This window comes from Ferrimicrobium sp. (assembly GCF_027319265.1).
GTDB lineage: Bacteria > Actinomycetota > Acidimicrobiia > Acidimicrobiales > Acidimicrobiaceae > Ferrimicrobium.
On sequence record NZ_DAHVNP010000031.1, the window covers coordinates 274,708 to 287,380 of the forward strand.

At 57.9% G+C, this 12,673-nt stretch carries 14 protein-coding genes; 1 reads left to right on the forward strand and 13 read right to left on the reverse strand.

The window, feature by feature from the left end; translation table 11 throughout:
- Position 1: 1 nt before the first annotated feature.
- From M7439_RS05505 to M7439_RS05565, 13 genes are all read right to left on the reverse strand, one after another.
- A complete protein-coding gene (locus tag M7439_RS05505; protein WP_298335275.1) occupies positions 2-256 on the reverse strand; it encodes a DUF4031 domain-containing protein in 255 nt (84 codons plus the stop codon).
- Positions 256-1,017, reverse strand: coding sequence for an FAD-binding oxidoreductase (locus M7439_RS05510; protein WP_308464407.1), 762 nt, complete (start codon positions 1,015-1,017; stop codon positions 256-258). The genes M7439_RS05505 and M7439_RS05510 overlap by 1 nt, the downstream gene beginning before the upstream one ends.
- A gap of 735 nt (positions 1,018-1,752) precedes the next feature.
- A complete protein-coding gene (gene ruvB, locus M7439_RS05515; protein WP_298346465.1) occupies positions 1,753-2,823 on the reverse strand; it encodes a Holliday junction branch migration DNA helicase RuvB in 1,071 nt (356 codons plus the stop codon).
- Positions 2,796-3,359: a Holliday junction branch migration protein RuvA gene (gene ruvA / locus M7439_RS05520; RefSeq protein ID WP_298346467.1), complete on the reverse strand. Its 564-nt coding sequence runs from the start codon at positions 3,357-3,359 to the stop codon at positions 2,796-2,798. The genes ruvB and ruvA overlap by 28 nt, the downstream gene beginning before the upstream one ends.
- Positions 3,356-3,838 (reverse strand): crossover junction endodeoxyribonuclease RuvC, encoded by a 483-nt coding sequence (ruvC, locus tag M7439_RS05525; protein ID WP_298346469.1) that lies wholly within the window; start codon positions 3,836-3,838, stop codon positions 3,356-3,358. The genes ruvA and ruvC overlap by 4 nt, the downstream gene beginning before the upstream one ends.
- A 160-nt stretch (positions 3,839-3,998) precedes the next feature.
- Positions 3,999-4,457: a peroxiredoxin gene (locus M7439_RS05530; RefSeq protein WP_298346471.1), complete on the reverse strand. Its 459-nt coding sequence runs from the start codon at positions 4,455-4,457 to the stop codon at positions 3,999-4,001.
- Positions 4,458-5,207, reverse strand: coding sequence for a YebC/PmpR family DNA-binding transcriptional regulator (locus tag M7439_RS05535; protein WP_298346473.1), 750 nt, complete (start codon positions 5,205-5,207; stop codon positions 4,458-4,460).
- Between the two features lie 55 nt (positions 5,208-5,262).
- Positions 5,263-5,856, reverse strand: coding sequence for a pyridoxal 5'-phosphate synthase glutaminase subunit PdxT (gene pdxT, locus M7439_RS05540; protein WP_298346475.1), 594 nt, complete (start codon positions 5,854-5,856; stop codon positions 5,263-5,265).
- A 12-nt stretch (positions 5,857-5,868) separates the two neighbouring features.
- Positions 5,869-6,756, reverse strand: coding sequence for a pyridoxal 5'-phosphate synthase lyase subunit PdxS (gene pdxS, locus M7439_RS05545; RefSeq protein ID WP_366525180.1), 888 nt, complete (start codon positions 6,754-6,756; stop codon positions 5,869-5,871).
- Between the two features lie 57 nt (positions 6,757-6,813).
- The gene (locus tag M7439_RS05550; RefSeq protein ID WP_298346477.1) at positions 6,814-7,611 is read right to left on the reverse strand and encodes a hypothetical protein; all 798 of its coding nucleotides are present in this window, start codon (positions 7,609-7,611) and stop codon (positions 6,814-6,816) included.
- 154 nt (positions 7,612-7,765) lie between these two features.
- Positions 7,766-8,860 (reverse strand): glycosyltransferase family 4 protein, encoded by a 1,095-nt coding sequence (locus tag M7439_RS05555; RefSeq protein ID WP_298346479.1) that lies wholly within the window; start codon positions 8,858-8,860, stop codon positions 7,766-7,768.
- On the reverse strand, positions 8,857-9,732 hold the full coding sequence (locus M7439_RS05560) for a lysophospholipid acyltransferase family protein (RefSeq protein ID WP_298442625.1): 876 nt from the start codon (positions 9,730-9,732) through the stop codon (positions 8,857-8,859). Before M7439_RS05560 ends, M7439_RS05555 begins: the two co-directional genes overlap by 4 nt.
- A 17-nt stretch (positions 9,733-9,749) precedes the next feature.
- Positions 9,750-10,490, reverse strand: a complete 741-nt coding sequence (locus tag M7439_RS05565) for a CDP-alcohol phosphatidyltransferase family protein (RefSeq protein ID WP_298346482.1) — start codon at positions 10,488-10,490, stop codon at positions 9,750-9,752.
- Positions 10,491-10,665: 175 nt separating this feature from the next.
- On the opposite strand from M7439_RS05565, the gene M7439_RS05570 reads away from it, so the two are divergent.
- Positions 10,666-12,669, forward strand: a complete 2,004-nt coding sequence (locus M7439_RS05570) for an elongation factor G (protein ID WP_298346483.1) — start codon at positions 10,666-10,668, stop codon at positions 12,667-12,669.
- Positions 12,670-12,673 lie beyond the last annotated feature (4 nt).

Consider the following 12,673-nt stretch of genomic DNA (forward strand, 5'->3'; position numbering starts at 1 on the left):
GTTACCGGGTGCGAGGCACACGCAGCCCGGCCCGACGTAGCGCCCGCACAATCTCACGTGGGTCGACCTGGCGGACTCCTGCCGCCAACACGGCCGCCACATACTCCTCGGGAATGTCATAATGGTCGCGATGGAAACTACGATCGAGACCCAACCGACGAGCGCCCCGATGAAGCTCGTCTAAGGACAGGTCACTGATCAGATGAGCAAATCGACGCCCATCTCGATGAAAGATTGGTCGATCGATCAGCAGCATTAATCGTACTTCTCTGTCTTGATCACATCCGGTTCAAGACCTAACTCCAGGAGCGAGCGTTCACAGTCATCGACCATCTCCGGCGGGCCACACAGATACGCGAGCTTGGGAGCCGTCTCCACAAAGACCTCCTCCACCATCTCTTTGTCGATACGTCGATGGTAGCGAGCCAATGGGTTGTCCGTTTCACGAGTGAACGTGTGCGTTACCTGGAGCCAGTCATACTGATGCGCCAAGGTGGAGAGTTCATCGCGATAGATGACATACTCAGCCGATTTGGAGCTAAAGACGAGATGCATTGGAACGGTCGTCCCCTTGGAGACTTGATAACGGATCATGGCCATGAGGGGTACCACACCGGAGCCAGCGCCGATCAAGAGAACGGGGCCACCCTCCTCTTCGGTCCAGGTGAAGGCACCATACGGCCCGCGCACCTCAAGAATGGAACCCACTGGACACTCCCGGACAAGGACCGGCGAGACCAAGCCCCCTTCCATCTCCTTGACACCGACCTCGATCACATCAAAACGCGGATGTGGGCTGGATCCAACGGAGTAAGCGCGCTGGATAGGACGCGGTCGTCCAACGACGGGAATGCGGATGTTATAGTACTGTCCTGGAAGAAAAGGCTCTGGTTGCGGCAACTGGATACGCAAGCTGCTGGTCTCTGGTGTCTCAACGACCACCTCAACGACCTCACCAGCCTGCCAAATCGGGGCCGGGCGGCGTGGGCGGCCTGGCTGACTCAACTCACTCATCATGCCTCGCTAACGCTGTGCTCAGCCCCCTCAGTGATGATCTCGACAAATTTTGGGGTCGCACACCATCGACATGACACCTCCTCGACCACTCGGGAGATCTCTTCAGGTTCCTCAATCTCCAGGTCACCCGCAACGCTGTAATGATAAAAACATCGACTACGAACCATTGAGGTCACATCAAACCGCGTCACATTGCCGCAATTTGTGCACCGATACCTTCTCATGCCTTCTCCTCATGCAAACTTCTACTTCAGGCTACCAGCCAAAGGCGCGAACCCGAATTCCAGTACCCTAGATCGGTTTGCTATTCCGCCTATCGTCAACATCACGCACATGATGCTGATTCCACCCACGCAGAGGAATGCTGCTGGAGCCCAGGATCAGGGGAACGCAACCAGCTGCGCCCGCTCCCTAGGATTGGTGCCGTCGAACTCGTATACGCAGTGCAGCGCACGGGGCCATGGGGTGCGGCGGGCACCCCAGGTCAACCTATCGCCCCATGAATCGCATCCACGACTGCTCACGTGAGCCTGCGGGTCGCATCGCTTTGGGCCACATTTCGCTTCGTCCATCACGAAACCAAACCCTGTGCACCCTGCGCTTTGCCCTCTCGAGAGCCGTTCCCTCTCAAGGACACGCTAGCGGGCAATACGACGTCGCAACTCTCAATCACTCGATACGCCCATGTCCGGTATCGGGAGTCGTTTTCCCAACCGTAGCTCACGACTTGAATCTTCATGGTTGTTCGGTTGGGACGGTCAATCCAAGGTGGCGATAGGCGCGTTCGGTGGCCAACCTCCCCCGTTGCGTGCGTAGCAGCAGTCCTCTCTGGATCAGAAACGGCTCATAGACCTCTTCCAAGGTTCCGGCATCCTCATGGACACTCACGGCGATAGAGCTCACACCAACCGGCCGGCCTTCGAAGCGTTCACAGAGTACACGGAGAATCTCAAGGTCCACCTTATCAAGCCCGAGCCTATCGACGCCAAAGAGTTCAAGAGCATCGGCGGCCAACTCATGAGTCACCACTTCGGCGCCTTCTACTTCGGCATAGTCGCGTACCCGTCGCAGATGTCGGTTCGCCAGTCGCGGCGTACCTCGAGAACGTGACGCGATCTCATCCGCTGCACTGGTGGCGAGTTGCATGTGCATCAGCTTGGCGGAACGCTGTACGATCTGACGCAATTCTGGGTCAGAGTAATAGTCAAGCCGGTAGGAGTAACCGAAACGATCGCGCAGCGGTCCCGACACCATCCCAGATCGGGTGGTCGCCCCCACAAGCGTAAACCTCGGAATCTCCAAGCGTAGAGTACGCGCACCTGGCCCTTTCCCAATGACTACATCCAATCGAAAGTCCTCCATGGCGATATAGAGAAGCTCTTCCACCGGTCGCGGCAAGCGATGAATCTCGTCGATGAAGAGCACGTCACCGGCTTTGAGATCGGATAGCAGCGCGGCTAGATCGCCAACGCGTCCAAGCGCTGGCCCGGAGGTCACTCTAATGCCACGACCGAGCTCCTCAGCCACAATGAAAGCCAGTGACGTCTTCCCGAGGCCAGGGGGGCCTGCAAAGAGGAGATGGTCCGGTGGTTCACCCCGTGAATCAGCAGCCTGGAGGACGACTCGCAATTGCGACTTTAGTTCGCTCTGACCGATGAACTCCTCAAGCAGCGAGGGTCGGAGCGCAGAGTCGACATGAGCATCATAGGTATCGATGAGATTCTTCTCGACACTGACCTCACTACGCAAGTCATCTCCAAGTACCTCTCTGCGCGGGCTCAACGTTGTAGCTCCTTCAGTGCCCATTTCAATGCATCCTCAAGACCAAAGGTAGCGGGAATCCGGACGAGGACGGGCTCGCATTCACTCGCACGAAAACCCAAACTGAGCAAGGCTTCGCGTACCTCAGAGCGAGCAGCAAGCGCCGACAAAGGTACTCCTGATCGTCGTGCCGCAGCCCCTAGATCAACGATGATGCGGCGCGCTGTCTTCTCCCCTACTCCTGGTGCGCTCTTCAAACGAGCGAGGTCCTCGGCGGCAACCGCCTCATAACATCCCTGCACGCCTAGCGCCGAAAGGAGTCCGAGTGCCACACTCGGACCAACTCCTTGCACCTTGAGGAGCTCATCAAAGAGCGATCGTTCAAGCACATCTGCGAACCCGTAGAGCATGATGGCATCCGCGCGTACAATCGTCCGGATGGAGAGCTCGACCTCACTGCCAAGCGCAAGCCGGGCGAGTTGTGCCGAAGAGAGCGCCACTTCGTAACCGATACCACCAACCCGTACCACCGCCATCGGTGGTTCTATTCCCTGTACTGTACCGGCTAAAAAACCAATCAACCGCGACTCCAATTGCCAGAGAGATGAGCATAGGCGATCGCGATCGCATCCGAGACATCGGCTGGTTCCGGTGCTCGCTGCAGACCTAACAACAGCACCACCATCTTCTTCATCTGCGCCTTAGAGGCGTGTCCATCGCCGGAGAGCGAGAGCTTCACCTGGTTCGCACCGATCTCACTCGCTTCAAGGCCATGCTGGGCACCGGCTAGCTTGATCACCCCAACCGCCTGTGCAACGAGTAATGCCGAAGTCACGTTCTTGGCAAAAAGAATTCGCTCGAGCACCAGTTGATTCGGTTGGTACTCGCGGATCAACTCATCCACCGAACCAAAGATATCCGATAGCCGATCCCCAAGAGCGACCTCTGGGTCAGTGGTAATTAAGCCAGCGCAACGAAGACCGATCCCCGTTTGCGTCTGTTCGAGAACGGAGTACCCAACCCGTTTGAGCCCTGGGTCGATACCGAGCACCACCGTCACCAGAACCATCCCGCGGAGGCATGCGGCATGGACCCTACTGGCAGAGCGGCCAAGGCAATGCCCAAAGCCCTCCGTGCGGCGATTCCACTGTGCATTCCTCCAAACTAATACATATGATCGCCCATCCGTTCCCTGGCGGCCCGAAATAGCGCCAACCCCGCTAGGCAACCGCCTTTTGCACCGCCTGTAGCAGCTCGTCAGAGCTCCGGAACGTGAGACCCGCTCGTGAAACATGACGATAGACAATGTGGAGCTCGCGATCGAGGACAAAGACAGAACGACGATAGAACCCAAGCGGACCCAACACCCCATACGCCTTGGCCACCGTGCGCTCACGGTCGGACAGGAGTGGGAAACGGATTCCGAGCCGGTCCTTGAAGGATTCATGCGAGCTCAACGTCTGTGGGGAGATACCCAGCATCACCGCACCAAGTTGGGTAAAATCGTCGATATTAGCCGAGTAGGCACGTAGCTGCGTGGTACAGACAGGCGAAAAGTCATCAGGATAAAACGCGAGCACCACCGGATGACCTAAGAACCCTTCCAGTGCATACCATCGGTCACCCGTACCGATCAGATTGAACTCTGGAGCAAGATCGCCCAGCTGCAACTCGGGCACTTAGTCCTCAAGCTCCTCAAAAAATTCATCTGGGATATCGAAGTTTGCAATCACATTCTGCACATCATCGAGATCCTCAAGGGCATCGATGAGCCGGAGCACCTTCCTCGCGTCACCAGCGTCATCGATGGCAATCGTCGACTGCGGCACCAACTCTACTTCGGCCGAATGGATCGTACATCCCGCCTCCTCGATCGCCGCCTTCAACTCAACCAGTGACGCCGGGGGCCCGGTAATCTGCCATTCATCTTCGATACGGGTCAGATCCTCACCACCGCCAGCGAGGACAGCGAGCATCAACTCTTCCTCCGGGGCAGCACCATCGACGTGCATCACCGCTTTACGCGAAAACTGCCAATTGACCGCTCCCGGTTCCGCCAAGGAACCACCGGACTTCGAGAAGGCTGATCGAACGTCGGCACCGGTACGATTACGGTTGTCGCTGAGACACTCCACCATCACTGCGATACCACCTGGACCGTAGCCCTCGTAGGTAATCGCCTCATATCGGACCCCTTCGAGCTCGCCCGTCCCTCGTTTAATGGCGCGATCGATGGTCGCTGCGGGGACAGAGTTGTCACGAGCCTTTTGGACCATGCCGCGGAGATTGGCGTTCGCGCTCAGATCGCCACCACCCTCTCGTGCGGCTACCTCAATTTGACGAATCAACTTAGCAAAGAGTTTTCCGCGCGCCTTATCCTGTGCGCCCTTTTTGTGCTTGATCGTCGCCCACTTGGAGTGACCCGACATGTATTACCTCTCTTCGTTCCAACGTACTCACGATACCACCCAACCGTCGCTGGGCCTAACGGGTGAAGGCCAACTCGTGTAAACGTGGATCCTGCGATACCTCTGGATGAAACGAGGTTGCAACGATGGATCCGCTAGCGACCACAACCGGGACCTCCCGACTCGTACCGTCGACGAATCGATACTCCACTGCGGCGAGGGTCTCAACCTTTTCACCCATCTCGGTGATGACTGGCGCTCGGATAAAGATTGCACGCATGGGAGTGTCAAGCCCAGAAACGGCGAGATCGGCCTCGAACGAACGTACCTGCCGACCAAAACCGTTACGAAGCACCGTCACGTCGAGGGCTCCATAGCTCCACTGATCTTGGCGCCCACCGATGATGGTTCGGGCCAACATGATCAAACCTGCGCAGGTGCCCAAGACCGGAAGCCCAGACTGCACCTCTGCTGTGAGCGGCTGACGCAGACCACTCGCTTCACTCAGGATGCACTGCGTGGTGGACTCGCCACCGGGAAATACCAATCCATCGAGCCCGAGCAACTGACTCGGTTCCTTGACGGCTACACCTTGCCAACCCAGCATGGCGACCATAGCAAGGTGCTCGCGGAAATCACCCTGGAGGGCAATCACTCCGATCCGCAGCAAAGACCGACCCTCCTACCAACCTCGGTCAGCCATGTGCTGGTCAAGAGCGTCCATCTCGATACCAACCATCGCCTCACCAAGATGCTCGGAGACGCGAATCAACACCTTTGGATCTTGGAAATGCGTGGTTGCCTCAACGATCGCTCGTGCCCGCTTTGCCGGGTCACCGCTCTTGAAGATACCCGATCCAACGAAATTCGCCTCAGCCCCTAGTTGCATCACCAAACTCGCATCGGCTGGTGTTGCGATTCCTCCAGCACAAAACAGGGGTACGGGGAGGTGACCGCCGTTGGCATGAATCTCGGCGACAAGCTCATAGGGTGCGGAGAGCTTCTTCGCCCAACCAAAGAGTTCCTGCTCCGATGCTGTCGCGATGGCACGAAGATCCGAGGTGATCGAGCGCAGATGGCGGACGGCCTCCACCACGTTGCCGGTACCAGCCTCACCCTTTGAGCGGATAAGAGCCGCCCCCTCTGCGATACGCCGTAACGCCTCACCGAGGTTTGTCGCACCACAAACAAACGGCACTTGAAAGGCCCACTTATCGACATGATAGCTTTCATCTGCGGGGGTGAGTACCTCACTCTCGTCGATATAGTCGACCTCCATCGCCTCTAGCATCTGTGCTTCAGCAAAGTGGCCGATCCGCACCTTTGCCATCACAGGAATCGTGACGGTATCTTGGATCTCGCGAATTAATGCTGGATCGCTCATACGCGCAACACCACCATCACGACGAATGTCAGCGGGAACCCGTTCGAGTGCCATTACTGCAACCGCGCCGGCATCCTCAGCAATCTTCGCCTGTTCGGCGTTGACGACGTCCATGATGACGCCACCGCGCAACATCTCCGCGAGCCCACGCTTCACCCTGGCAGTACCCTCTGTCAACTCAGCCACCGTCGCCTCCTCAATTACGTCCTAGTACACAGCCTAGTACGTTCCATTACAAAACCGCTAAGATGCACCTATCGTCCAGACCTCATCGAGCAGCAGTTGCTCACGAAGTGCGAGGTCCGACTCAAGGTCCTCGACGCCAACCGGACAGAGCCACAGCCATGCCGGGAGGCTCGTCGCTGGCACCGACCGACTCGCGAGTGCTTTCTCCAGCACCGCTGCCATGGCAGGTGGATAGCGTGTAACTGAAACGCCAAGTCGATCCAGTAGCACCGCCTCGGCCCGTTGCCAATCGCTGAGTTGGCGCCCAGCGCGATGAAACACCTGATCCCAGTAGGCCACTAGCGAATTCAGGCCAACCAATCCAAGTCGGAGCTCTCCAAGTTGGCGGGCGAGCAACGCCTCCAACTCGATGGTCTCCAGTTCACGAAGTGCACCAGTCGTGATGACGACGACTGGTTCCTTACGCCCAAGCACCGCGGCATTGACCATTGGATAGGCAACGACTGCAACACGGCAGACCGGAATCCCAAGCTGGAACCCCAGGCCTGAGAGGAGGGTGTCGATCCGCCTGCGATCCGCTGCCTCCGGCTCAACCCACGGTAATCGTCGACCAAGACGAGCCGGCCCAATGACCGTAGCTACGGCCGTGATCAGGAGTCCGATGATCACACCGGCCACAATCGTCACCGCTACGGGGAGGATCCCCGTCAGCCCAAACGCGAGCGTCAGTACAATGACAGCGATCCCACCCGCCACTAACCAGGCCGCGACAAGTCGGACAATCACCTGTCTCACCCGCGCCGAACGAACATTTGGCGTGTCATAGCCCCAAATGCTCATAGAATCCGAACTCATTGCCACTTCTACCTCACGATCTCAACTCGTTATCGTTACGTCGCAGTTGTACGTTCCTCTATCAATCTACCAGCTCACCAATGGTGATGCCCCAAAAGTGTCCAGCCGTAGCGCCGCGCCCGCGTTCGGTTCTCCATCACCTTGATCGCATCGATCATGGAGCGACAAACAACTGCAGGTACCGCTCAGCGAGGGTATCGAATGAGAAGGAGCGTACCTGTTCGAACGCGCGCTCGCGCAAATTGCCCCTGAGTGCGGGGTCCGTCAACACGTTACGTAGTGCCATGGCGAGTGCATCAGCATCCCGGGGAGGAACAAGCACCGCTGAGGATCCCTGGCAACTGAGCCATCGGTAAGCCGGAATATCGCTCGCGACCACCACAGCACCGTTTGCCATCGCCTCTAACAGCACGACTCCAAAGGATTCACCCGCTAAAGAGGGCGCCACCACCACATCGACACTCCGATAAAGCGTCATGAGTGTGGTCTGGTCGACCCTGCCCAACCAATCAACTCTCCTGTCGGGATACCGCGCCTGTAAGGCCTCCGTGAGCGGACCACTACCGACCACGATCAGGCGCACCGTCAAGTCGAGCGAGGTGAGTGCTTGGAGAGCGACTTCGAGACCCTTTCGTTCCTCATGGCGTCCTACAAACAGTACGCGGTATCCCGCCTCAGCGCACCGAACGGCGCTCCCGTCACTTGGCTTGCGCTCCTCTTGGGTGCGAGTGAGGCTGTTATCGAGTGTGACACCATTGGGGATCTGGTATGGGTCAACACCGGCAACGATCTCGGCGGTGCGCGCAGCAAACGGCGAAACCGCAATCTGATGATCCGATCGTGGTAAGAGGTAGGCCCACCACTGCGCCCAGCGGCGGTAACCCTGAGAGACTCCATCTCGATGGAAGGTCACCCAGAGACGATCGAGGGCATCATGGGTGTAGGCCCAGCGAAGGACGGCGACCCCACCCATTGGTGCGAAGGGTTCATGAAGATGGATCACGTCGGCCCACTCCAGAACCCCAGAGATCTGGCTCATACGCGGGAAGAGAGTAATCGGCGCAACAGAACCGTTGGCGCGCCAACGCGACACCGGCCCCAGCGAAGCCCTGACGCCTTCCGCATCTCCCGGTGCGATGATCTCCACCTCACACTGGAGTGACCGAAGGGCTTGCGCGAGGCCGCTCACCTGTGCCTGCACACCACCCACCGAACCAAGATCGTAAGGAGAGATCTCAACGACCTTCAATCAAACTCCCGAGTGGCTGGAAGCTCGTATTTTTGAAAGTTGTGCCACTGACCGGGCTCTTCGGTCACGATGACCTCCAGAGCCTTGGCCACCTGATGCATCACTGCGCTGACACGTTCAGCTCTCGTCCCCTCCTGTGGTGGAACAATCGGTGGGTAGAACCGCACCTCTTGCCGGCCACGCCGCTGATAGGTTCCTACTGGGTAGATCGGCGCGCCACTCATGACACTTAGGACTCCAGGACCGCTCGAGAGGGGCACACGTGTGCCGAGAAAGTCAACCATCTCACCCGTGCCACTGACATCACGATCGACGACCAGTGCCACCAGCTTTCCCTGCCGTAACGCCTTCAAAAGCGTACGGACAACGTCGCCACCGGTCAGCACGATCTCCATGCCAAGTCGCCTCCGTGCAGTGAGGAACCAATCGGTCATTTCAGCATCATCGAGCGCCTCAGCGACGGCGGTGACGCCATTGCAAGCCAACGACACCCAAGCACCGCCCCACTCCCAGTTACCAACATGGGCAAGCACCGCTATCGTGGGCTGTGACGCCATGCGCCGTGCCACGAAGTCCTCTGCCCGCACCGGATCGACCGCTAACACGATGTCCTCTGGGGCGAGGGATTGTACGCGCAAGACCTCGACCCAGTAGCGAGCATAAAAATAGTAGGCACGATAGGTAGACAGCTCGAGTCGCGATCGAGCGATTACCTGCGACCCAGTGCGGGCGCTCAACGCAAGACGCTGATTGCCTCGAACGATCGCGCGCCGCTGGCGGTTGCTCACATAACTTGTCGCTCCAGCGATCGTCCAAACGACTGGATCAAGGACCCGTGGAACGCGATTGAGCACCACGACCGCCGTGCGCATAAGGCGTACTCGCGAAATCAAGCCCGCTTGCGACCTGCGGAGTGTCGCCGAGAGAAGCTGGCACGCCCAGTAGCGCCAGGCAAAAAGCGTTGGAGGCTCGCTCGAGACCGGATACGCCGACGTCGATTGACGCGCCGAAGATTTGTTATCCGTGCCAGTGCCGCAACACGATCAGGTCGACGCGAAGCCTGGCGCCAAATCGAGACGAAACGCTGCACCACGGTGACCACCGACCCGACGAGGAGGACGAGGAGTGCAATACGCAACAAGGGATGGATCAACAGGGCGAAGAGCAGAAGGACAACGCGCTCTGCACGTTCCATAATCCCGCCCTTGCCGCTCAAACCCAGCGACTCGGCCTTGGCCCGTTGATACGAGATCAACGAGGCAAACCCATAACCAAAGAAGGAGAGCACCGCGAAGAGTTCATCGTGCACGCCGAGAAAATAGATACTCAATCCACCAAGAATGGCGAGATCACTGATGCGATCAGCAAAGGAATCGAAAAAGGCACCGCGGCTCGAGGAGGTCTGCGCGGCCTTGGCCACCGGCCCGTCAAGCAAATCCGGTATCGCGCCGAGCAGGAGCAACCCAAATCCTAGATAGAGCTCCCCAAATCCAACCGCGACTCCGGCTCCGATCGAGAAGACGATGCCTATCACCGTAAGGAGGTCAGGACTGACACCGAGACGCGACAGTGAACGACCAACAGGAGCAGTACGGCGATCAACCGAAGCTCTAAAATTACCATCAAACACTTGAGCTACACCTCCGTGGGCCACGCCCAGTGAGCTTTTTATCTATCCTAGCTGCCCATAAGCGTCCGTGGGGCAATACACGGATGTTTTTGGCTTCCCCACACGCCATCATATGCTCTGCTACTGTGGGTACAACGACGTTTGCGTCGTCCCAACGCAAAAGGAGGCACTGCCAGTGAAGGCCTACCCAACTGAACAAATCCGCACCATCGTCTGCGTTGGCCCCCCAGGTGCCGGCAAGACGAGCTTGGTAGAAGCGATACTATTTCGAACTGGATCATTATCTCACAAGGGACGGATCGAGGATGGTACTACCGTCTCCGATCGCACGCCAGAGGAGATCAACCACGGTTACTCGATAGACTCAAGTACGATCGCTACCGAGTACGAGAACGTCAAGATCAACCTTATCGACACCCCTGGCAGCTCCGAATTCTTCGCCACCACCGCACTCGCCATGGAAGCTGCCGATGCCGCGCTCGTGGTGATCGATGCACAGACGGTAACCAACCCTGAATTGCTCCTCCTCTGGAACCTGCTGAACACCCGTCAATTGCCACGTCTGCTCTTCATCAACAAGTGTGACCGCGATCCTGAGGCCTTTGCCAAGACGGTCAGCCTCTTACACGAGACGCTCGGCGAACACATCGACCCCATCGAGCTTCCGTTGCCCGAGGGCAATGGCCTCGGTGGAGTCATCGATCTCATTGCCAATCGTGGCTTTCTCGAACACGGAACTACCGAATCCGAGATCGGCATTCCTGCGGACCTCGTCGACCAGGAGCGAACGGCTCGCGATACCTTGCTCGATGAAATCGTCCAGGAGGACGATGCAATTATGGAACGCTATCTCTCCGGCGAAGAATTGCCGATCGATGAACTCGCTCGTGCCCTCTCGATGAGTGTGCGAGCCCTCCACCTCAGTCCCCTGCTCTGCGGCTCCGCAACGGGGGATGTGGGTATGCATCACCTCGTGGACGCACTCGTTAGTCTTGTGCCCCCACCGACGTTGCATCCTCACCCCGGATGGTCGGTGCTTGTTGTCTCGGCAATCCAGGATCAATATCTCGGGCGCTTGAGCGTGCTAAAGAATCTCGGAGCCGCGTTGCACCCAGATGATGTGCTCACGTCGGCTGATGGACATGAAGAGCGGCTGCATCAACTCCTCGTGCCCACCCCATCGGAACTGCATCAAGTACCCACGATCGATCCCGGCGACCTTGTCGTCGTTCCCAAGCTCGCCGCTCCTGTCGGAACACTCTTGACCCGAGGAGTACAGCCCTCCGATCAACCGACCCTCCATCCCGCACCGGTACCAGGGTTCACGGTCGCGATTACGACCGAGGCCCCACAAGACGAGGAACGACTGGCGGCTAACCTTTTCAAAATTGCCGGTGATGATCCAGGTATCACGATCGACCGTGAACCGGGAACCCATCGCCTTCTTGTGCAGGGTTTTGGGACCAACCATCTCGCCATCACGGTTGAACGTATCCAACGACGTGGGCAGTTCAAAATAGAGACCCACGAACCGATCACCCAGTATCGTGAAACGTTCCGTGCACCCGCGCAGGCGGAGGGTCGTTACAAGAAACAGACTGGAGGCCATGGCCAATTTGGCGTCGCGACCATCATCGTCGAACCCCTGTCTCGTGATAGCGGTTTTGAGTTCGTGGATGAGATTGTCGGTGGTGCCATTCCACGTAACTTCATTCCCGCGGTCGAGAAAGGTATTCTTGAGGCAATGGAGGCTGGTGGGCTCATGGGATATCCGATCACCGACATACGCGTACGCCTTATCGATGGCAAATATCACAGTGTCGACTCATCCGAGATGAGCTTTAAGATGGCCGGATCCCTCGCCCTACGAGAGGCCCTTAACCAAGCCCAATCACAGTTACTTGAGCCGATCACTCGCCTTTGCGTCACCACGCCTGTAACACATCAAGGCGATGTCCTTGGTTATCTCAGTTCCAAACGCGGCAAAATTCTCCACACCACTACACCAGATAGCGCCTGGGTGAGCATAGAAGCCGACGTACCAGCCGCAGAGCTCGTCTCCTTCGCCCCCGATCTGCGAGCGATGACAAATGGCCTTGGTTCATTCGTGGGGCAAGCCCATCACTACGATGCCGTGCCAGACCATATCGCGACCAAGCTCACCGTCTCAGCGACCTAACCAA